Raw genomic sequence first — 21,324 nt, 5'->3', positions numbered from 1 at the left:
TCCCCACCTTCGTCAGGCCCGCAGGGCCCGCCGCAGCCTGCGCAGCCCCTCCGCGATCTCCTCCGGCGTCTGGGTGACGAAGCACAGGCGCAGGGTGGAGGGGTCGGGGGTGCCGGCGTAGAAGGGCGCGCCGGGGACGTAGGCCACGTTCTGCTCGACCGCGCGGGGCAGCAGGGCGAGGGTGTCGTACGACTCGGGCAGGCACACCCAGAGGAACATGCCGCCCTCGGGCCTGCTCCACTGTGAGCCGGGCGGGAGGGCGTCCGGCAGGCCGGCGAGCATGGCGTCCCGGCGTTCGCCGTACCCCGCCCGTACCCGTTCCACATGGGCGTCCAGGACGTCCAGATAGCGGGCGGCAGCGAGCTGGTTGAGCGTCGGGGTGTGCAGGTCCGCCGCCTGCTTGGCCACCGCGCATGCCCGGAGCAGTTCGGCGGGCGCGCGCAGCCATCCGAGGCGCAGGCCGGGGGCCATCACCTTGGAGAGGGAGCCGAGGAGCACGGTTCGGTCCTCGGCGCCCGAAAGGGAGGCGATCCAGGGGACGGGCTCACCGTCGTAGCGGAGTTCGCCGTAGGGGTCGTCCTCGACGATCCACACCCCCTGACGGGCGGCCACGGCGGCGATCTCGGCGCGGCGCGGCACGGGCATCGTACGGCCGGTGGGGTTCTGGAAGGTGGGGACCAGGTAGAGCAGCTTGGGACGTTCGCGGCGGATCGCCTCTTCGAGGGCGGCCGGGTCCACGCCGTCGGCGTCGCCCGGTACGGGCACGAGGCGCGCGCCGGAGAGACCGAAGACCTGAAGCGCGGCCAGGTAACAAGGGCTTTCGACGAGGACCGTGTCGCCGGGTTCGAGCAGGGCGGTCGCCAGGAGGGACAGGGCCTGCTGGGAGCCGGTGGTGACAAGGAGGTCGTCGGCGCCGGTGGGCAGGCCACGGGCCGTGGCGCGCGCGGCCAGGGCGGCCCGGAGCGTGGGCTCGCCCTCGGTGGTGGAGTACTGCAGCGCCTGCGCCGGGGTCCGCACCAGGACCTCCCCGAACGCGGCCGCTATGCCGTCCTTGTCGAACAGCTCAGGTGCCGGGAGGCCGCCCGCGAAGTTGATCATTTCGGGGCGTGCGGTGACCGCGAGGATGTCCCGCACCGGTGAGCCGCCCACGGCACGGGCGCGCGCGGCGAGCGGCGGGACGGGGGCGTGGGTCGGCTCCACGGGAGCGGGCTCGGTCGCGGTCATGGCACGGCTCTCCTTCGCTTCTGGGGCCGTTCGGCTGAGACCGTTCGGCTCCGGGAGCCGCCACGCTAGAGAACTGGGTGCCGCCTGCACCGGTAATTCCGCGATCCGGACGGCCGATCAGCGCGCCCGGCGACGCCCGGACTGTGCCGACAGCCCCCGCGGAGCCACTCCCGCCGCACGCGGAGCAACTGCCGAACCAGTCACTTCGTCCGGGCTCGCGCCGTGCCGTGAAAGCCGATTCGGCCGACCCGCAGCATCCGCCGGACGACCCGTCCCGCCGCCTCAGCGCAGCTTCTGCGCCACCTCGGTGGCCCAGTACGTGAGGATGTTCCGCGCCCCGGCCCGCTTGATGCCGGTCAGGGTCTCCAGGATCGCCCGGTCGCGGTCGACCCAGCCCTTCTCGGCGGCGGCCTCGATCATCGAGTACTCGCCGGAGATCTGGTAGGCGGCCACGGGCACCTCCACGGCGTCCGCGACCCTGGCGAGGATGTCGAGGTACGGCCCGGCCGGCTTGACCATGACCATGTCCGCGCCCTCGGCCAGGTCCAGCTCCAGTTCCCGCAGGGCCTCGCGCCAGTTGGCCGGGTCCTGCTGGTAGGTCTTGCGGTCGCCCTGGAGCGAGGAGGCGACGGCCTCGCGGAAGGGGCCGTAGAAGGCGGACGAGTACTTGGCGGTGTAGGCGAGGATCGCCACGTCCTCGCGCCCGATCTGGTCGAGCGCGTCGCGGACGACGCCGATCTGGCCGTCCATCATCCCGCTGGGCCCGACGACATGGGCGCCGGCGTCGGCCTGCACCTGGGCCATCTCGGCGTACCGCTCGAGGGTCGCGTCGTTGTCGACCCGGCCCTCGGCGTCCAGCACCCCGCAGTGCCCGTGGTCGGTGAACTCGTCCAGGCACAGGTCGGACATGACGAGCAGGTCGTCGCCGACCTCGGCGCGCACGTCGCGCAGCGCGACCTGCAGGATCCCGTCCGGGTCCGTGCCGGCCGTGCCCTGCGCGTCCTTCTTGGCCTCCTCCGGCACGCCGAACAGCATGATCCCGGAGACCCCGGCCTGCACGGCCTCCAGGGCGGCCTTCTTCAGGCTGTCGCGGGTGTGCTGGACGACACCGGGCATGCTGACGACCGGCACGGGCTCGCTCACGCCCTCCCGGATGAACGCCGGGAGGATGAAGTCGGCCGGGTGCAGTCGCGTCTCGGCGACCATGCGGCGCATGACGGGCGATGTGCGCAGCCGCCGGGGACGCGCACCGGGGAAGGATCCGTACTTCGTCATGCCTTCTACGCTACGCCCGCCCGGCCGGCGCCTTTGCCGACGCCGTGTCGGCCCGGGCGACGGCCCATAGGCGGCCCGCAGCAGGCCCATTCACGGGCAAACCGGCACCGGCATACGAAGTCTTTGCGCTCCCCTGGACATCCCTGGAACTCGCGGCCTCCCCAGCGTTCTACGCGCGTGGTGTCATGCACGCGCCACCCCCTCCCCGTGCGCTCACCTAGGAGTCACGCATGCTGCGGAAGGTCCTCACCCGCGCGGCCATCGCCCTGACCGCCGGCGCCGCCGTCGTCGCCACCGCCGTCCCCGCGAACGCGGCGAGCTATTCGGCGTTCGCCTTCTCCCGGAGCGGCAGCCAGCCCACGATCTACGACTTCATCAACTCGGCCACCAGCACGCTCGACATGACCATGTACGAGCTGGAGGACACCACGGCCGTCAACGACCTCATAGCCCTGAAGAACAAGGGCGTCACGGTCCGCGTCATCCTCGACCGCCAGCACCGGACCGCCAACAGCTCCGCCTACACCTCCCTGAGGAACGCGGGCATCGGCGTGGTCTGGTCCTCCTCCGCCTACGTCTACACCCACCAGAAGACGATCACGGTCGACGACGTCAAGTCCCTGGTCATGACGGGGAACCTGACCTCGCAGTACTACACGACCAGCCGCGACTACGGCGTCTTCACCGACGACACGCGCGACGTGGCCGCCATCGAGAAGGTCTTCAACGCGGACTACACGGCGACATCGATCACCCCGACGGACGGCGACCACCTGCTCTGGTCCCCCACCGACTCCCGCAACCGCCTGGTGTCCTTCATCGACTCCGCCACCAAGAGCCTGGACGTGGAGGAGCTGGAGTTCAGCGACAGCACGGTGGTCAACGCGATCGTGGCCCGCGCAAAGGCCGGCGTGAAGGTCCGCGTGGTCCTGGAGGATCCCTCCGGCTACGCCAGTGAGGTCTCCGCCGTCAAGGCCGCCGGGGGCACGGTCGTCGGCTACTCCGACCCCAACGGCTTCTACATCCACGCCAAGGCCATGGTCGCCGACTACGGCCTGAGCACCCAGGAGGTCGAGGCCGGCTCCATGAACATCAGCAGCAACTCCCTGAGCAACAACCGGGAGCTGGGCATCATCCTCACCGGCACGGGCGTGGCCGAACCGGTGGCGTCGACGGTCGAGACGACGTTCGACAGCGACTACGCGGGCGGCACAGCGGCGTAGCGGACGTACGCCGGGCGGGTGCCGTACGACGCCCGCCCGGCCTCACCTGGCCCCAGATCGGCAGTGGCCCCGGAGGCGCAGCGGGCAGGCGTCCCGGGAGAAGCGGCGTAATCGCGCCCGCGCGACGTGCTCGGCCGTGTTGCCGTAGTCCATGTCGAGGTGGCGGCCGAGCACCGTCGGCACCGGCCGCCTTCAGCGCGGCGGCCGTGGGCCTGGTCGTCCTCCTCGGGCGCGGCCTGCCCGTCCGTGCCTGCCACGGGCTGACGGTCGACGGTACGGCGAACGGCCGGGGAACGCCCGGCCACACGAAGAGGCGCAGCGGCCGCCGCTCCCGTGACCGGGGTGTGGCGGGCGTACGTACGCGTGACCAGGCGCCCGGACTCCGTGTGTTCACGAACCCGCTCCGGGAACCGTGCGTCTCCAGCCCGCGCAGTGCGGCGGCGAAGCCGGAAGCAGCCCGCACCCGAGTTCACGGGTGCGGGCCGCTTCCGCGCATCAGAGGACGAGCTCACGGCCTCACGTCGTGGACCGCCGCCTGCGCGCCCCCGGCCGCCGCTCGCTCGGACGGGTCACCGGGTCGCCCGCCTCCAGCGCGGCAGCCCGGCGCTTCATGCCGAAGTCGGCCAGCGCCTCCGCCAGCTTGTGGACCGACGGCTCGGGGGCCATGACATCGACCCGCAGACCGTGCTCCTCGGCGGTCTTCGCCGTAGCGGGCCCAATACACGCGATCACCGTCACGTTGTGCGGCTTGCCCGCGATGCCGACCAGGTTGCGGACCGTGGACGACGACGTGAAGAGGACCGCGTCGAAGCCGCCGCCCTTGATCGCCTCGCGGGTCTCCGCCGGGGGCGGCGAGGCGCGGACGGTGCGGTAGGCCGTGACGTCGTCGACCTCCCAGCCCAGCTCGATCAGACCGGCGACCAACGTCTCGGTGGCGATGTCGGCGCGCGGCAGGAAGACGCGGTCGATGGGGTCGAAGACCGGGTCGTACGGGGGCCAGTCCTCCAGGAGGCCCGCCGCGGACTGCTCGCCGCTCGGCACCAGGTCCGGCTTCACGCCGAAGGCGACGAGGGCCTTCGCCGTCTGCTCGCCCACCGCAGCCACCTTGATACCCGCAAAAGCCCGAGCGTCAAGGCCGTACTCCTCGAACTTCTCCCGTACCGCCTTCACCGCGTTGACCGACGTGAAGGCGATCCACTCGTAGCGGCCGGTGACCAGGCCCTTGACCGCGCGCTCCATCTGCTGCGGGGTGCGCGGGGGCTCCACCGCGATGGTCGGGACCTCGTGCGGCACCGCGCCGTAGGACCGCAGCTGGTCGGAGAGCGAGGCCGCCTGCTCCTTCGTGCGCGGCACGAGCACCTTCCAGCCGAACAGCGGCTTGGACTCGAACCACGACAGCTGGTCGCGCCGGGCGGCAGCGGAACGCTCGCCGACCACGGCTATCACCGGCCGGCCGCCGTCCGGCGACGGCAGGACCTTCGCCTGCTTCAGGGTCTGCGCGATCGTGCCGAGGGTCGCGGTCCAGGTGCGCTGGCGGGTGGTCGTACCGGCGACGGTGACCGTCAGGGGCGTGTCGGGCTTGCGGCCCGCCGAGACCAGTTCGCCCGCCGCCGCGGCCACCGAGTCCAGGGTCGTGGAGACGACCACCGTGCCGTCGGAGGTACCGACCTCGGTCCAGCAGCGGTCCGAGGCCGTACGGGCGTCCACGAACCGGACGTCCGCGCCCTCGGCGTCCCGCAGCGGCACACCGGCGTACGCGGGCACACCGACGGCCGTCGCGACGCCCGGGACCACCTCGAAGGGCACCCCGGCGGCGGCGCAGGCGAGCATTTCCTCGGCCGCGTACGTATCCAGTCCCGGGTCCCCGGACACCGCACGGACGACCCGCCTGCCACCCCGCGCGGCCTCCATGACAAGATGAGCGGCATCCCGGGCAGCAGCCGGGACAGCGGCGGTTGTTGACGTCCCGTCAACGACCGTCAGCTGGGGTGTGCCCGTGCCGGGTGGCGAGACCGAAGAGGGGTCCGCGTCCGTCTGGACCACGGAGACGCCCTGTCGGGCGTGCGTCCGGACCACGTCGAGCACCTCGTGCTCGGCGATCAGGACGTCCGCGTGCGACAGCGCCTCCACGGCACGCAGAGTCAGCAGTCCCGGATCTCCGGGTCCGGCACCGAGGAAGGTGACGTGCCCGTGTTCCGGACCGGCGGCAGGAAGGGCGGTGGGGCTCACTGTGCTCGCTCCCCCATCAGACCGGCCGCGCCCTGGGCGAGCATCTCGGTGGCGAGTTCGCGACCGAGTGCCCACGCCTGGTCGTGCGTCTGGGGCACGGGACCGGTGGTGGACAGCTGCACCATGCGGGTGCCGTCGGTCGTGCCGACGACGCCGCGCAGGCGCATTTCCTTGACAATCTGCCCGTCGGCCTGGGGGTCCCCCCGCTCGAGCGGAGCCGAGAGTGGGGGAAGGTCGGCCAGCGCACCCACAGGGGCGCTGCAACCGGCCTCCAGGGCGGCGAGCAGTGACCGTTCGGCGGTCACGGCGGCCCGCGTGAACGGGTCGTCGAGCTCGCCGAGCGCCGCGATCAGGTCCGCGTTGCCCGCGGCACACTCGATCGCCAGGGCCCCCTGGCCGGGGGCGGGCAAAACCGTGTCGACCGACAGGAAGTCGGTCACCTCGTCGATCCGGCCCATCCGGTTCAGGCCGGCGGCGGCCAGCACGACCGCGTCGAGTTCGCCGTCGTGGACATACCGGATGCGGGTGTCGACGTTGCCACGTATCGGGACCGTCTCTATGTCCAGGCCGTGGACGCGGGCGTACGCGTTCAGCTGCGCCATGCGGCGCGGCGCACCGGTGCCGATGCGCGCCCCGCGCGGCAGGTCCGTGAATTTCAGCGCGTCCCGGGCGACGATCACGTCGCGGGGGTCCTCGCGCTCCGGTACGGCGGCCAGGACCAGTTCCTCGGGCTGCGCGGTCGGGAGGTCCTTGAGCGAATGAACCGCGAAGTCGACCTCGCCCCTCAGCAGCGCGTCCCGCAGCGCCGTGACGAACACGCCGGTGCCGCCGATCTGCGCGAGCGCCTGGCGGGAGACATCGCCGTACGTGGTGATCTCGACCAGCTCGACGGGCTGCCCGGTCACCCGGCGGACGGCCTCCGCCACCTGACCGGACTGGGCCATGGCGAGCCTGCTGCGCCTGGTTCCCAGCCTCAGTGCCTTCTCAGTCATGCCGGTCGGTCCTTCTTGTCTGTGCTGTCCCCGGCCCGGGAGACGGCGGCGACCGTCTCGGGGTCGAGGTCGAACAGGGTGCGCAGCGCGTCCGCGTACCCGGCGCCGCCGGGCTCGGCCGCGAGCTGCTTGACCCGTACGGTCGGCGCGTGCAGCAGCTTGTCGACGACCCGGTGCACGGCCTGGCGGATCTCGCCGCGCTGGCGTTCGTCGAGGTCGGGCAGGCGGCCGTCGAGCCGCGCGATCTCACCGGCGACGACGTCGGCGGCCATGGTGCGCAGCGCGACCACGGTCGGCGTGATGTGCGCCGCCCGCTGTGCCGCGCCGAAGGCCGCGACCTCGTCGGAAACGATACGCCGGACCTGGTCCACGTCGGCGGCCATCGGAGCGTCGGCGGAGGCTTCCGCCAGTGACTCGATGTCCACCAGCCGCACCCCGGCCAGCCGGTGCACTGCCGCGTCGATGTCGCGGGGCATGGCCAGGTCGAGGAGGAAGAAGAAGGGCGCCGGGCGCTCGGCCGGCGGTTCCGGCCTGCGCCGCTCGGGGATCCGGCCCACCGTGGCGGCGGTCGCGGCGAGCGCGGCGATCAGCTCGGCGCCCGCCTCGGGGCCACGGCGGCCCGAGCGGTCGATCGTGCCTCCGGCGACCCAGGCCGCGTGCTGCTCGAGGGTGGCCGCGTCCATGCCGGCGACGGCGGCCTCGCCCATGAGGGAGAAGCCGGGCTGTACGGCGGCCAGGTCCAGCGGGCAGTTCTCGTCGGCGCCGACGGTGGCGGTCGGCAGCACAGCCTTCGCGGTCACCGTGGTGTTCGCGACGGCAGGCTGCCCGGTGCGGCCCTCGACCGCCTGGGCGACCGCCTCCGCCGTGAGCACCAGGCCCGTCGCCCCGGTACAGGAGACGACGACGTCGGCACGTGTCAGCTCGTCCGGCACGGCGTCCATCCGTACCGCACGGGCTGTCACCGCGTTGTCGTCGGCCTCCGTGAGTATCCGCGCGAGCCGCTCCGCGCGCTCGAAGGTGCGGTTGGCGACGACGACCTCGGCGACCCCGGTCCGCGCGAGCGTGGCGGCGGCCAGCGAGGACATCGATCCGGCGCCGATGACCAGCGCCTTGCGGCCGGACGCCCAGGCCGGAACGTCACCGCCGGCGGCCAGCTGCTCCAGACCGAAGGTGACCAGTGACTGGCCGGCGCGGTCGATGCCCGTCTCGGAGTGAGCCCGCTTGCCGACCCTGAGTGCCTGCTGGAACAGGTCGTTCAGCAGCTTGCCGGCGCTGTGCAGCTCCTGCGCCGTGGCCAGGGAGTCCTTTATCTGGCCGAGGATCTGCCCCTCGCCGACGACCATGGAGTCCAGACCGCAGGCCACCGAGAACAGATGGTGGACGGCCCGGTCCTCGTAGTGCACGTAGAGATAGGGGCTGAGCTCCTCGATGCCGACCCCGCTGTGCCGGGCGAGCAGCGTGGACAGCTCGGCGACACCGGCGTGGAACTTGTCCACGTCGGCGTACAGCTCGATGCGGTTGCAGGTGGCGAGCAGCGCGGCCTCGGTGGCCGGCTCGGCGGCGACCGTGTCCTGCACCAGCTTGATCTGGGCGTCCGCGCCCAGCGCGGCCCGCTCGAGCACGCTGACCGGCGCGCTGCGGTGGCTCAGTCCGACGACGAGGAGACTCATGCCGGCATCACGGCGGGCACGTCCCCGTCGGGTCCCTGGTCGGTGGGGGCGTCGCGGGTGGTGGCGGGCAGCGAGCCGACGTCACCGGCCGCGGTCTCCTCGCCGGCCTTGCGCTGCTCGTGGAAGGCGAGGATCTGGAGTTCGATCGAGAGGTCGACCTTGCGCACGTCGACACCGTCAGGGACGGACAGCACGGTCGGCGCGAAGTTCAGGATGGAGGTGACCCCGGCGGCCACGAGCCGGTCGCAGACCTGCTGCGCGACGCCGGCGGGGGTGGCGATGACACCGATGGAGACCCCGTTGCCCTCGATGATCTTCTCGAGGTCGTCGCTGTGCTGCACGGGGATGCCCGCGACCGGCTTGCCGGTCAGGGCGGGGTCGGCGTCGATGAGCGCGGCGACCCTGAAGCCACGGGAGGCGAAACCGCCGTAGCCGGCGAGGGCGGCGCCGAGGTTGCCGATACCGACGATGACAACCGGCCAGTCCTGGGTCAGACCGAGTTCACGGGAGATCTGGTAGACGAGATACTCCACGTCGTAGCCGACACCGCGCGTTCCGTACGACCCCAGGTACGAGAAGTCCTTGCGCAGCTTGGCGGAGTTGACCCCCGCCGCCGCGGCCAGCTCCTCGGAGGAGACCGTGGGTACCGAGCGCTCGGACAGCGCGGTCAGGGCTCGGAGGTACAGCGGAAGCCGGGCGACGGTGGCCTCGGGAATCCCTCGGCTGCGGGTCGCCGGTCGGTGTGTTCGGCCAGTTGCCACGGTGCTCCTGCGGGTAGAGCGGGGCTGCAGGCGGTCATACGTCCCCAGACCGCCCCGTGGACAGCAGGCTATGTCTTTGTGAACGCGTGCACAAAGATGGTGTCCGATTTGCCCGGCAGAAGTGACCGGGGTCACGCGCCTTTCGCGCCCTCGGCGGGAACCGGCGCATACGCACCGGTGTCCCTTAGTTACTGGGGGCAAAACCGCACACTCTCCTCACGAATCCCGCCCCCGAGATCACACCGCCGTCGATCCTAAGCGACTTTCCCGCCTCTTCGGACTAGTCGGTCAGTGCCCGGCGCAGTCGCTCCTCGTTCACGCGCCAGAAGGTGTGCTGTTCACCGTCGATCAGGACGACCGGGATCTGCTCCCAGTACTGATCGTGCAGCGCCCGGTCCTCGGTGATGTCCTTCCGCTCCCAGGGCACGCCGAGCTCCCCGCACACCTTCTCGATCACCACCTGCGCGTCGTCGCACAGATGGCAGCCGGGCTTGCGGATCAGGGTGACGAGCCGGTCACGAGGGTCGGCGGAGTCGGCCTTGCGCCGGAAAAGTGGACTCATACCGGCCATTCTCGCTCGCGTCGCGCACGCTTCGGATCGGCTCTTTAACGGCTCGGTCGCGGAGAGTTCACACACACCCAACCTCTCCACCGACGGAACGACGGAACGGACTGGCTATGCTCACGCCATGGCCGCTCTCGGATGGCTCACTCCCCGTAGGCGCTCCGCCACGGCGCGCAGCGTGTTGGCAGGCGAGGCCTCGGCCGAGGCTGCCCGCAAATCCTCGCAGGAGGCCCCGCCGAAGCAGGCGGAACCGGAGTTCCCGGTGATCGGCGACGACAAGGCGGCCGCCTTCTTCGACCTCGACAACACCGTGATGCAGGGCGCCGCGCTGTTCCACTTCGGCCGGGGCCTGTACAAGCGGAAGTTCTTCGAGACGCGCGACCTCGCCAGGTTCGCCTGGCAGCAGGCCTGGTTCCGGCTGGCCGGCGTCGAGGACCCCGAGCACATGCAGGACGCCCGCGACTCCGCGCTGTCGATCGTCAAGGGCCACCGGGTGGCCGAGCTGGAGTCGATCGGCGAGGAGATCTACGACGAGTACATGGCCGACCGCATCTGGCCCGGCACCCGCGCCCTGGCCCAGGCTCACCTGGACGCCGGACAGAAGGTGTGGCTGGTCACGGCGGCCCCGGTGGAGATCGCCCAGGTGATCGCCCGCCGCCTGGGACTGACCGGCGCGCTGGGAACGGTGGCGGAGTCCGTCGACGGCGTCTACACGGGCCGGCTGGTGGGCGAGCCGCTGCACGGGCCGGCGAAGGCGGAGGCGGTGCGCGCCCTGGCCGCGGCCGAGGGCCTCGACCTCTCGCGCTGTGCCGCCTACAGCGACAGCCACAACGACATCCCGATGCTCTCCCTCGTCGGCCACCCCTACGCCATCAACCCCGACGCCAAGCTGCGCAAGCACGCCCACGAGAAGGACTGGCGCCTGCGGGACTACCGCACGGGGCGCAAGGCTGCGAAGGTGGGGATCCCCGCGGCGGCGGGCGTCGGCGCGGTCGCCGGTGGCACTGCGGCCGCCATCGCCCTGAGCCGGCGCCGGCGGTAACACCTCCGCAGCGGCGCTCCGCCCCGCCCCGGTGCCGCGCACGGATTATGCCGCGGCAACTTCAACACGCCTGTACCTCGCCGAAACCAGCCGAATATCGGTCAAGAACCGATCACTCTGCGGCACTTGATCAGGCGTCAATCGGTAACAGAAGCGACGCAATCGATGATTTGAGCAACTCGGTGTAGCAGTGCCTGCACGAAGCGTTATTCTCCTCAGACGCAAACCGGTACCCCTCCGTCGTCACGACGGGTGAACGGTCCCGCACTGCACGTGATGGAAGCTCTGCCTCTGGGAGTCCCGTGTACCCACACGTCGGGGTTGACGCCTCGGGCCTGGCTACGCTGCGCGCAACCGTCGCAACGGTCAAAGAGACGCTGCGCGGCCTCGTCCCCACCGCGTACGCCGTCCCCGCCTTCGCCGCCGCGCCCGTCGGCCCGTGCTACGCACTGGCCGAAGGCGGCGCCGCCGTGGGCAGACGCGGGCGCTCGGCCGGCGCCGCCACCGCTCGCCGCCCGGCCGCCGACAGTGACAGCGCCCGGATGATGGACCTGGTCGAGCGCGCGCAGGCCGGCGAGGCCGAGGCCTTCGGCCGGCTGTACGACCAGTACAGCGACACCGTGTACCGGTACATCTACTACCGCGTCGGCGGCCGGGCCACCGCCGAGGACCTGACGAGCGAGACCTTTCTGCGCGCCCTGCGCCGGATCGGCACCTTCACATGGCAGGGCCGCGACTTCGGGGCGTGGCTGGTGACCATCGCCCGTAACCTGGTCGCCGACCACTTCAAGTCCAGCCGCTTCCGCCTGGAGGTAACCACCGGCGAGATGCTCGACGCCAACGAGGTCGAGCGCTCCCCGGAGGAGTCCGTCCTCGAGTCCCTGTCGAACGCCGCGCTGCTGGACGCCGTACGCCGGCTCAACCCGCAGCAGCAGGAGTGTGTGACCCTCCGCTTCCTCCAGGGCCTCTCGGTCGCCGAGACCGCTCGTGTCATGGGCAAGAACGAGGGCGCCATCAAGACCCTCCAGTACCGCGCCGTGCGCACCCTCGCCCGGCTCCTTCCGGACGACGCCCGCTGACCGTCCGCCACCCTGAGCGACGTTCAACTCACGTTCCGTGAAAGCAAGTTGCCATTTCGATCCGGGCGCCCGCCATCCGTAACCGAAGTGCCGCGCCAGTCGTTGTGCGGGATACAGGCTCCCTGTGGTCACGTCCGGCCGACCCTGATCGCTCGATCGTGTGCAAGTGGTCGCGGGCGTGCAACCCTCAGGATCCCCTGGGGAGTCGACCGTCATGACGAGAGGAGGTGCCGCCAGTGATCGCGAACGTATCGGCGCACCGGCGGGCGAACGCCTTCGCCCAGGCCCTGGAGGAGCAGTCCGACCGGGACACGGCGGCCGAGCAGTCCGCAGGCCCGGCGGGTTCTCCGCCGACCGCCGAGGAACAGTCCGAGCAGGGCGAGCTGCTGGCCCTCGCCGCGGGCCTCGGCGCGCTGCCCAAGCCGCACCTCGACCCCGAGGTCAAGGTCGTGCAGCGCGCCCAGCTGGTGGCGGCGATGGAGGCCATGCTCCAGGAGGGCACGGGGGCGGCGGACGCGTCGGTACCGGAACAGCGCTCTTCCCGGAGCCGGGGCACGCACCGGGCGAGGCCGCTGGGCAAGCTCCGCCCGCGCTCCCGGCTGACCAAGGGCCTCGCCGTCGGCGGGCTCAGCGTCGGCGTGGCCGCGGGAGCCTTGGGCGGAGTCGCCGCCGCCAGTTCGAACGCCCTGCCCGGTGACTCCCTCTACGGCCTCAAGCGCGGCATCGAGGACTTCAAGCTCAACTATCTGACCGACGGCGACGACGCCCGCGGTCAGACCTACCTCGACCAGGCCTCCACCCGGCTGAACGAGGCCCGCCGGCTGCTCGAGCGCGGCCGCGGCGGCCAGCTCGACCACGAGTCCATCGGCGAGATCCGCCGCACGCTCTCCGGCATGCGGCACGACGTCACCGAGGGCCACCGCCTGCTCCACGAGGCCTACGAGGCCGACCCCGACTCCCTGGGCCCGATCCAGGCGCTGTCCACGTTCTCCCGCTCGCACCGGGAGGCCTGGAGCGCGCTCAGCGACAAGCTGCCGGTGCAGCTCGGGGACGTCAAAAGGCAGGTGTCGTCGGTGTTCGACGCCATAGACCAGGAGGTCGCCCCGCTGCAGTCCCTGCTGCCGCAGCCCCCCTCCCAGAGCGGCGGCGGCAAGCAGCCGGGCTCCGGCCCGTCGTCTCCCGGCTCCGGCAGCCACCGGTCGACGGCGCCCAGCTCATCCGGCACCACCCCGTCCTCCGGCCGGCACGCGCGCACCGGCGACCCGAGCGACGCGGCGACCGGCAGCGGGGACGGCCTGCTCGGCGGCGACACGGGAGGCTTGCTGGAGCCGCCGAAGACCGGCACGAGCAGCAGCGCCCCGTCCACCACCAAACCCTCGGCGACCGCCCCTGACGTCACCCTCCCCCCGCTCCTTCCCGGCCTCCTGCCGGGCCTGGGCATCGAGGGCGAGGACGCCCACTGACGCCGGCACGGCCACGACGGCGGGGGCACCCCACCCGAGCGGGGTGTCCCCGCCGTCGCACGCGGGTCTTCGAGGGCGTCAGAAGAACACCGAGCGCCGTTGCACCAGCAGCTTGTACAGCGTGTGCTGGATCTGCTCCCGTACCTGGTCGGTCAGGTTGAACATCAGCATCGGGTCCTCGGCCGCCTCCGCCGGATACCCGTCCGTCCGAATCGGCTCCCCGAACTGGATCGTCCACTTCGTCGGCAACGGAATCGCACCCAGCGGACCCAGCCACGGGAACGTCGGCGTCAGCGGGAAGTACGGAAAGCCCAGCACCCGCGCCAGCGTCTTCGCGTTGCCGATCATCGGGTAGATCTCCTCCGCCCCCACGATCGAGCACGGAATGATCGGCACCCCCTGCCGCAGCGCGGTCGACACGAAGCCGCCCCGCCCGAACCGCTGCAGCTTGTACCGCTCGCTGAAGGGCTTCCCGATGCCCTTGAAACCCTCGGGCATCACCCCGACCAGCTCGCCCTGGGCCAGCAGCCGCTCGGCGTCCTCCGCGCAGGCGAGAGTGTGCCCCAGCTTGCGTGCCAGCTCGTTGACCACCGGCAGCACGAACACCAAGTCGGCCGCCAGCAGCCGCAGATGACGGTCGGCCGGATGGCGGTCGTGTACGGCGACCTGCATCATCAGCCCGTCCAGCGGCAGCGTCCCGGAGTGGTTGGCGACGATGAGCGCCCCGCCGTCGGCGGGGATGTTCCCGATGCCCTTCACGTCGACCCGGAAGTACTTCTCGTACACCGGCCGCAGCAGCGACATCAGGACCTGGTCGGTCAGCTCCGCGTCGTAACCGAAGTCGTCGACGTCGTAGTCCCCGGTCAGCCGGCGCCGCAGAAAGGCCAGCCCGGCCGCCACCCGCCGCTCCAGACCACCCCCCTGCCCGTCGTGCTCCTGCGGCTTCCCAGGACCTTCCTCGCGGCTCACAGGCCCATCCTCCTGCACCCTGCCCCGGCCCGGCAGGGGCTGGACCTCACCCATCTCCCCGGTCTCGGTGAGGCCACCGCGCCGGCTGCCCGCGCTCCGGCGCCGCACCGGGCGCTGTGCGGCGCTCCCACGGGACCGGTCGTCGTCGAACGGAATGACCTTGGCGTCCGCCATCGTTGCCGCTCTCCTCAGTTGGCGCTGTGCGTCTGTGGGTGGCCGCCTGCCTTCGCGGCGAGCGCGGCGATCCGGTCGACGGCCCCCGCGAGGGCCTGAGGCGGCACCAGGCCGGGGCCCTGGCCGCGGGCGAAGTCCGCGAACGTCTCCGCCGTCGTGTACCTGGGCGTGAAGCCCAGCGTCTCGCGCATCTGGACCGTGTCCACCACCCGTCCGTGGGTGAGCAGCCGGATCTGTTCCGGCGAGAAGTCCGTCATACCGAGCGTACGCACCAGCGAACCCGCCCAGGTGACCGCGGGCAGCAGCAGTGGCACCGTCGGCCGCCCGAGCCGCCGCGAGCACTGCGAGAGCAGCAGCACACCGTCGCCCGCGATGTTGAACGTGCCGCTGTTGAGAGTGCCCCGGCGCGGCTCGTGGGAGGCGATCCTCAGCACCTCGATGACGTCGTCCTCGTGGACGAACTGCAGCCGCGGATCGTAGCCGAGCACGGTCGGCAGCACGGGCAGCGAGAAGTAGGAGGCGAGCGGGGTGCCGGCGGTCGGCCCGAGGATGTTGGCGAACCGCAGCACGCACACGGCGACGTCCGGGCGCCGCCGGGCGAACCCGCGCACATAGCCCTCGACCTCGACGGTGTCCTTCGCGAAGCCGCCGCTCGGCAGCGACTTCGGTGGGGTCGTCTCCGTGAACACGGCCGGATCACGCGGCGCCGAGCCGTACACGTTGGTGCTGGACTTCACCACCAGCCGCTTCACGGCCGGCGACTTCTGGCAGGCGCCGAGCAGCTGCATGGTGCCGATGACGTTGGTCTCCTTGACCGTGGCGCGGTTGCCGCTGCCCAGCGCCGTTCCCGTCACATCCATGTGGACGACCGTGTCCACGCCCGTCTCGGCCAGCACCCGGGCGATCGTCGGCTGCCGGATGTCGGCCTGGACGAAGTCCGCCCCGCCCAGATGGTGCGCCGGCGGCACCGCGTCCACGGCGATCACCCGGGCGACCTCGGGATCCCGCTGGATCCGCCGTACGAACCGGCCGCCCAGCTGCCGGGCCACTCCGGTGACGAGCACGACCTTTCCCAAGATCAGCGCCTTCCCTCGTACGTGATGCGTACGGTCAACCTAGCGGGTGGATGTTGCGCTGTGATGACCACCCGATGCATGAAGTGACGGAAATTCACTCATCGGAACACGCCGGGTACCCCGGATATGACTGTGGCCCCCCACCGACGTGGATGGGGGGCCACAGGGACACGCTCTCGCGACGCCGCTTACTTCTTGTTGCGACGCTGAACGCGCGTGCGCTTGAGCAGCTTGCGGTGCTTCTTCTTGGCCATCCGCTTGCGCCGCTTCTTGATAACAGAGCCCACGACTACCCTCGCTCACTTCTCATCACTCGGTTGTTTGGGCGCCATGGGCCCACACGACCTACGAGGGGCTAGCCTACCCAACCGAGCGCCGAGGTCGTAATCGAGGGGGTGCCCCGGTCGCCCCGGGGTCACCCTGGAGTTGCCGTCAGGCCGTCTCCACCCCCACATAGCTGTCACGGAGGTACTCGTGTACCGCCTGTTCCGGGACACGGAAGGACCGCCCCACCCGGATCGCGGGCAGATGACCGCTGTGCACCAGGCGGTACACGGTCATCTTGGACACTCGCATCACCGAGGCGACCTCCGCCACGGTAAGGAACTGAACCTCGTTCAGAGGCCTCTCGCCAGCTGCAGCCATGACACACCTGAACCTTCCGCACTCGACGGCCACCGGCTTCCCCTTCCGGTGACTCTTCGTCGCTGCGTGCTCACTCCCCAATGTAGGGGCGGGTGATGCAAGTGGGGAAGAGGTGCACCCATCGCAGGCCTACTGTGACAGACACGCTCGTTTGAGTACGTACCGGGTGAGCGGTCCGTAGTACTCGGATCGCACGCCGTCATCAACCGGAACGACGACGGACACACGCCCCTCCACCTCCCCCACGAACGGCGCCGGGTCGTCGGTGTCGGCGAGCCCGATGGCCTCGAACCCCAGCTGACCAGCACCGCAGACCCAACCGTGATCGCCGACGACCAGCTCGGGCAACGGCCCCCCACCCGCCGCGGCGGCCTCCAGCACGACCCGAACCGGGAGCGGTGAATGGCAGTGCACGCCCGGCTCACAACCGGGGCGCCCGCCGCCGGTTTCCCGCACCAGCCCGACTCCCCGTGCGTAGTCCAGGGCGCACGTACGTAGACCGAACCGGGTCAATATGTCGACACAGCGACCCTGCGCGGGGGTGAGCACCTCACATCCCGCCGCCGAGAGCGCGTCCGCCAAGCCGGCGTAGAACCCGAGCAGCGGCCGCGGATGCCCGGTCCCGAACAACACGGGCGCGCCCCGCCTCGCGACCTCACCGATCCGCCCCGCGAAGGCGTCCAGCGCCGCCAGCGTACGCTCCGGATCGATCACGTCCGGCCCCGACGTGTGCCGGGGATCGGCCGAAACCCCGCACTTCTCCGCCATCAGCTCCAGCAAGTCGCGCTGCCCCCAGGCCCCTTCGGGATCGATCCCGATCAGCACCCGGGGGTCCCGGGCAGCGAACAGCCGATAACTCCGCAGACTGTCCTCCCGAGAGGTCCCCACCTCCCCGGCAAGCCGAACAGCCAGCAGATGCGCACGCAGGGCTCCGCCGGTCGCCATGGGTGCGATGGTGACGCATGGCGGCCGACAGCGAGCCGGGAACGGGGGATTTGCGCACGGTTGGGGTAACGGAGTCCCCGCCGTTCAGGGCAGCAGGCCCCGCAGCGGGAACACCGCCCGGCGAGTCGCCCGTACCGCCTGGTCGACCCGGTCCGCAGGGTCGTACCCCGCCTCCCACGGCGCCCAACTCACCGGCCACCGCCCGTCGGTCATCCGCTGCGGCCCCAACTGCCGGGTCCGGGCGAAGACCTCTTGGCGCCACCCCTGCGGGATCACCGTCTCCGGAGCGATCGGTCTCCCCGCCGCGATCCCCACCAGATGCGTCCAGGACCGTGGCACGACGTCGACCACCGCGTACCCGCCGCCGCCGAGCGCGACCCACCTGCCCCCGGCGTACTCGTGCGCCAACTCGTGGCATGCCACCTGCACCGCCCGCTGCGCGTCCAGCGACACGGCGAGATGCGCGAGCGGGTCCTCGAAGTGCGTGTCGGCCCCGTGCTGCGTCACCAGCACCTGCGGCTGGAAATCCGCGAGCAGCTCGGGCACCACCGCGTGGAACGCCCGCACCCACCCCGCGTCCCCGGTCCCCGCGGGCAGCGCCACGTTCACCGCGGACCCCTCCCCCGCCCCGGCCCCGGTCTCCTCCGGCCACCCGGTCTGCGGGAAGAGCGTCCGCGGATGTTCGTGCAGCGAGATCGTCACAACCCGCGGATCCGCCCAGAACGCCGCCTGCACCCCGTCCCCGTGATGCACGTCGACATCCACGTACGCGACCCGCTCGGCCCCCAGCTCCAGCAGCCGCGCGATGGCCAGCGAAGCGTCGTTGTAGACGCAGAACCCCGATGCCCCACCCGGCATCGCATGGTGCAGACCGCCCGCGAAGTTCACGGCGTGATCGGCGTCCCCGCGCCACACCGCCTCCGCCGCCCCCACCGACTGCCCGGCGATCAACGCGGACACCTCGTGCATCCCGGCGAAGGCCGGATCGTCGAGCGTACCCAGCCCGTACGCCCCGTCCGCTCCCGCCGGGTCCGCCGACGCGGCCCTCACCGCGTCGATGTAGTCCTCCCGGTGGACCAGCCGCAGTGTCGACTCCCCGGCCGGCTTGGCCGCCACGACCTCGATCTCCCGGTCGAGCCCGAAGGCATCCACCAGTTTGCGGGTCAGTGCCAGCCGGACCGGATCCATCGGATGGTCCGGGCCGAAGTCATAGCCCGTTACTGCCTCGTCCCACATCAGCTGTGCGCGGCCGCTCATGCCCGCCACCGTATCGGTCCGGTTGAGCGGCGAACGACCTGGCGTACACCAACGTCACCAGTACCAACACCATCGGCACCAGCATGGCCCCCCGATAGCTCCAGGCGTCCCCGAGCGCCCCCACCAGCGGCGAACCGACCAGAAAACCAACGTAATTGAAGATGTTGAGCCGCGCGATCGCCGCATCGGAAGCCCCGGGAAACAGCCGCCCCGCCGCCGCGAACGTCTGCGGCACCAGCACGCACAGCCCCAGGCCCAACAGCGTGAACCCGAGCATCCCCACCCACGCCCCGGGCGCCGAGGCCACCACAGCGAACCCGCCGGCCGCCACCAGCGTGCCGAGCCGTACGACCGCCACCGCTCCGAACCGCCGTACCCCGAAGTCCCCGAGGGCCCGCCCGACCAGCGTGGTCACCATGTACACGTTGTACGGCACGGTCGCCAGCTGCTCCGAGCTGCCCAGCACGTCCTTCAGGTACTTCGCGCTCCAGTTGGACACGGTCGAGTCACCGATGTAGGCGAAGGTCATCACCAGACACAGCGGCAGCAGCACCTTGAAGACGACGCCTCCCGCCGTGCCGCCCTGCTCCTCCAGGGGCGCCGGATCCCCGTCGACGTACCACCGGCTGCCCACGAGCGCCGCCGGCAGCAGAACGGCCACCACCGGCAGGTACGACACCCACAGCGCGAGATGCCAGTGCGCTCCGGCCCAGGCCAGCGAGGCGCCCAGGATCCCGCCCAGGCTGTACGCGGCGTGGAAGCTGAGCATGATGCTGCGCCCGTACGACCGCTGGAGACTCACCCCGAGCATGTTCATGGAGGCGTCCAGTGCACCCACGGCCAGCCCGAACGCGCCCAGCGCCACCGCCAGCTCCGCGATGTTCCCGCCCGCTCCGGCACCGAGCAGCGCCAGCAGCACGAGCGGCTGGGACCAGCGCAGCAGCCGGCTGGGGCGTATCCGCTTCACCAGCTGCTCGGTGGTCACACTGCCGGCGCCGGCGAGGATCGGTACCGCGGCCAGGAAGACCGGCAGCAACGCGTCGGAGACGTCGTACCGGTCCTGGATGGCCGGGATGCGCGTCACCAGGAGGGCGAAGGTGGCGCCCTGCGCGAAGAAGCCGAACGCCAGCGAGGCCCTGCCGCGCCGCAGCACATCAGTCATGGCGGCGAGCGTAGGGCCCCGGGCTACCTGTGGGTAGATCCAGCCAAAGATGAATTTTCTTCAGCTTTGCTTTGCGTCCGGTCAGGCGGCGACGGCCACCCCGGCCGGGTGCGCGTCCTTGGCATCGGCCTCGATTTCCGCGGTCAGCATCTTCCCCATCGGCTCGACGGCCAGGCCCCCGCTGATGACGAACGCGACCGCCATGAAACCGATCAGAAAGAGGGTGCCGAGCCACACCATCGTGTTCACGGGGATGGTGTACGCACCCAGGACCCTGCTGACGCACTCCAGGAGAAGCGCCCCACCCCAGACGGCGGAGAAGACCCTCTCCTTGTGCCGGAAGGCCGCGGACCGCACCGACTGCCCGGAGAGCAGCCGCTCCCAGGCCGCCTCCCTGACCGGGTCGCCCTTCACCAGGAACGGCTTCATGCCGGCGGTCATCATCGGCTTGCCCAGCCACACGGACACCAGCATGCCGATGCCGATGGTGCTGCTGACCGCGCTGTCCTTGGCGAGCATCAGCCGCGGGTCGCCGGAGGCGAAACTCAGCAGCAGCGAGACGACGTTGACGACCAGGATGAGCCCGGCCAGGCCGTTGACCCGCCGCTCCTTCACCACGCCCCACACGGTCCGCACGGCCGGTACCACACTGCTCCAGGCGAGCGCCGTGAAGGTGCTCAGCCCGAAGGCGTCCTTGAGGAGGTAGTACGACCCGAGCGGCACCGCCACGTCCAGCATCAGCGGCCGGAAGTTGTGCCACACGCTCGGCTTCTGGTCCTGCTGCTCGCTCCGGCCCTGGGCCCCCGTGTTCTTCGTCATGCCCCAAGCTTCGCCCCCGCGGGGGGTCCGCCTGTAGAAACGATCGTCCGGACGTCCGCATGACAATTGTCAGGCACCGGGCGATGGCTTCCGTCAAACCAGCAGGTCAGCCAACTCTCCCATGGAGGAGAAGAGTTGATCGGCATCAGCAAGCTTCGCCGCCGGCGTCATCGCGGTGAACCCGTAGACGGTCATCCCGGCCGCCACGGCCGCCTGCACGCCCAGCGGAGAGTCCTCCACGACCAGGCACCGCTCCGGCGCCGCTCCCATCCGCTGCGCGGCGTACAGGAAGAGATCGGGCGCCGGCTTCCCCCTCCCCACGTCCTCGGAACTGAAGATGCGCTCGTCCGGGAACCACCGGTCGAGCCCGGTCGTGCGGTGTCCGACCCGGATCCGCGCATGACTTCCCGACGAGGCCACGCAGTACGGCACCCCGTCCGCGGCGAGCTTCTCCAGGACGCCCGCTGCGCCGGCCACGGCCTGCAGCTCCCGCTCGAACGCCGCGAATACGCGGGCGTGGAAGACGTCGTCGAAGTCGTCCGGCAGCCGTTGACCGGTCCGCTCCAGCACGAGCTCGTGGATCCGGTGCATCGCCGAGCCCATGTAGTCGCGGACGGAGTCCTCGTACGACGTCGGGTGCCCCAGCTCGGTCAGATACGCGGCCAGATGCCGATTGGACATGGGCTCGCTGTCGACGAGCACCCCGTCGTTGTCGAAGATGACCAGGTCATAGCGCATACCCGCGAGCATAAAC

The 21,324-nt window shown here is 71.1% G+C and carries 20 protein-coding genes; 4 read left to right on the top strand and 16 right to left on the bottom strand.

The annotated features are described in order from the left end of the window. Nucleotides 1-12 precede the first annotated feature (12 nt). Nucleotides 13-1,224, bottom strand: coding sequence for an aminotransferase-like domain-containing protein (locus AC5WRT_RS33775; protein ID WP_496097965.1), 1,212 nt, complete (start codon nt 1,222-1,224; stop codon nt 13-15). 282 nt (nt 1,225-1,506) lie between these two features. Beyond that, nucleotides 1,507-2,499, bottom strand: coding sequence for a porphobilinogen synthase (gene hemB, locus AC5WRT_RS33770; protein WP_496097964.1), 993 nt, complete (start codon nt 2,497-2,499; stop codon nt 1,507-1,509). 230 nt (nt 2,500-2,729) lie between these two features. On the opposite strand from hemB, the gene AC5WRT_RS33765 reads away from it, so the two are divergent. Continuing rightward, a complete protein-coding gene (locus AC5WRT_RS33765) occupies nt 2,730-3,722 on the top strand; it encodes a phospholipase D-like domain-containing protein (RefSeq protein WP_496097963.1) in 993 nt (330 codons plus the stop codon). A gap of 516 nt (nt 3,723-4,238) precedes the next feature. Here AC5WRT_RS33765 and AC5WRT_RS33760 read toward each other — a convergent pair. The 5 genes from AC5WRT_RS33760 to AC5WRT_RS33740 form a co-directional block, all read right to left on the bottom strand. Then, entirely contained in the window at nt 4,239-5,951 is a 1,713-nt protein-coding gene (locus AC5WRT_RS33760) for a bifunctional uroporphyrinogen-III C-methyltransferase/uroporphyrinogen-III synthase (RefSeq protein ID WP_496097962.1), read from the bottom strand. Continuing rightward, nucleotides 5,948-6,943: a hydroxymethylbilane synthase gene (gene hemC, locus AC5WRT_RS33755; RefSeq protein ID WP_496097961.1), complete on the bottom strand. Its 996-nt coding sequence runs from the start codon at nt 6,941-6,943 to the stop codon at nt 5,948-5,950. The genes AC5WRT_RS33760 and hemC overlap by 4 nt, the downstream gene beginning before the upstream one ends. Next, nucleotides 6,940-8,613 (bottom strand): glutamyl-tRNA reductase, encoded by a 1,674-nt coding sequence (locus AC5WRT_RS33750; RefSeq protein ID WP_496097960.1) that lies wholly within the window; start codon nt 8,611-8,613, stop codon nt 6,940-6,942. The genes hemC and AC5WRT_RS33750 overlap by 4 nt, the downstream gene beginning before the upstream one ends. Continuing rightward, nucleotides 8,610-9,374, bottom strand: coding sequence for a redox-sensing transcriptional repressor Rex (locus AC5WRT_RS33745; protein ID WP_496100889.1), 765 nt, complete (start codon nt 9,372-9,374; stop codon nt 8,610-8,612). The genes AC5WRT_RS33750 and AC5WRT_RS33745 overlap by 4 nt, the downstream gene beginning before the upstream one ends. A 280-nt stretch (nt 9,375-9,654) precedes the next feature. Continuing rightward, entirely contained in the window at nt 9,655-9,945 is a 291-nt protein-coding gene (locus AC5WRT_RS33740; RefSeq protein WP_496100888.1) for a glutaredoxin family protein, read from the bottom strand. A 118-nt stretch (nt 9,946-10,063) separates the two neighbouring features. Between AC5WRT_RS33740 and AC5WRT_RS33735 the strand changes: the two genes are divergently transcribed. The 3 genes from AC5WRT_RS33735 (at nt 10,064) to AC5WRT_RS33725 (ending at nt 13,523) form a co-directional block, all read left to right on the top strand. Beyond that, nucleotides 10,064-10,981, top strand: coding sequence for an HAD family hydrolase (locus tag AC5WRT_RS33735; RefSeq protein ID WP_496097957.1), 918 nt, complete (start codon nt 10,064-10,066; stop codon nt 10,979-10,981). A 302-nt stretch (nt 10,982-11,283) separates the two neighbouring features. Beyond that, nucleotides 11,284-12,060: an ECF subfamily RNA polymerase sigma factor, BldN family gene (locus AC5WRT_RS33730; RefSeq protein WP_496097956.1), complete on the top strand. Its 777-nt coding sequence runs from the start codon at nt 11,284-11,286 to the stop codon at nt 12,058-12,060. A gap of 236 nt (nt 12,061-12,296) precedes the next feature. After that, entirely contained in the window at nt 12,297-13,523 is a 1,227-nt protein-coding gene (locus tag AC5WRT_RS33725) for a DUF5667 domain-containing protein (protein ID WP_496100887.1), read from the top strand. 78 nt (nt 13,524-13,601) lie between these two features. Here the strand turns inward: AC5WRT_RS33725 and AC5WRT_RS33720 are convergent, their stop codons facing one another. The 9 genes from AC5WRT_RS33720 to AC5WRT_RS33680 all read right to left on the bottom strand — a co-directional run bounded on the left by AC5WRT_RS33720 (nt 13,602) and on the right by AC5WRT_RS33680 (nt 21,308). After that, nucleotides 13,602-14,666: a lysophospholipid acyltransferase family protein gene (locus tag AC5WRT_RS33720; RefSeq protein ID WP_496097954.1), complete on the bottom strand. Its 1,065-nt coding sequence runs from the start codon at nt 14,664-14,666 to the stop codon at nt 13,602-13,604. A 14-nt stretch (nt 14,667-14,680) separates the two neighbouring features. Further along, the gene (locus AC5WRT_RS33715) at nt 14,681-15,742 is read right to left on the bottom strand and encodes an NAD-dependent epimerase/dehydratase family protein (RefSeq protein ID WP_496097953.1); all 1,062 of its coding nucleotides are present in this window, start codon (nt 15,740-15,742) and stop codon (nt 14,681-14,683) included. Nucleotides 15,743-15,930: 188 nt separating this feature from the next. Next, nucleotides 15,931-16,029, bottom strand: a complete 99-nt coding sequence (locus tag AC5WRT_RS33710; protein ID WP_003948845.1) for a 30S ribosomal protein bS22 — start codon at nt 16,027-16,029, stop codon at nt 15,931-15,933. Nucleotides 16,030-16,174: 145 nt separating this feature from the next. Further along, entirely contained in the window at nt 16,175-16,387 is a 213-nt protein-coding gene (locus AC5WRT_RS33705) for a helix-turn-helix domain-containing protein (RefSeq protein WP_121791081.1), read from the bottom strand. Between the two features lie 129 nt (nt 16,388-16,516). Then, nucleotides 16,517-17,332, bottom strand: coding sequence for a phosphatase (locus tag AC5WRT_RS33700; protein WP_496097952.1), 816 nt, complete (start codon nt 17,330-17,332; stop codon nt 16,517-16,519). A gap of 84 nt (nt 17,333-17,416) precedes the next feature. Then, entirely contained in the window at nt 17,417-18,589 is a 1,173-nt protein-coding gene (locus tag AC5WRT_RS33695; RefSeq protein ID WP_496097951.1) for an acetoin utilization protein AcuC, read from the bottom strand. Next, on the bottom strand, nt 18,540-19,751 hold the full coding sequence (locus AC5WRT_RS33690; RefSeq protein ID WP_496097950.1) for an MFS transporter: 1,212 nt from the start codon (nt 19,749-19,751) through the stop codon (nt 18,540-18,542). Before AC5WRT_RS33690 ends, AC5WRT_RS33695 begins: the two co-directional genes overlap by 50 nt. Nucleotides 19,752-19,832: 81 nt before the next feature. Next, on the bottom strand, nt 19,833-20,570 hold the full coding sequence (locus AC5WRT_RS33685; RefSeq protein WP_496100886.1) for a VC0807 family protein: 738 nt from the start codon (nt 20,568-20,570) through the stop codon (nt 19,833-19,835). A 93-nt stretch (nt 20,571-20,663) separates the two neighbouring features. Next, a complete protein-coding gene (locus AC5WRT_RS33680) occupies nt 20,664-21,308 on the bottom strand; it encodes an HAD family hydrolase (RefSeq protein WP_496100890.1) in 645 nt (214 codons plus the stop codon). Between the last annotated feature and the right edge of the window lie 16 nt (nt 21,309-21,324).

The organism is Streptomyces sp. NTD91 (assembly GCF_059510455.1).
Note: the sequence above shows the minus strand (reverse complement) of the source record. Positions and strands in the feature narration are given on the sequence as shown.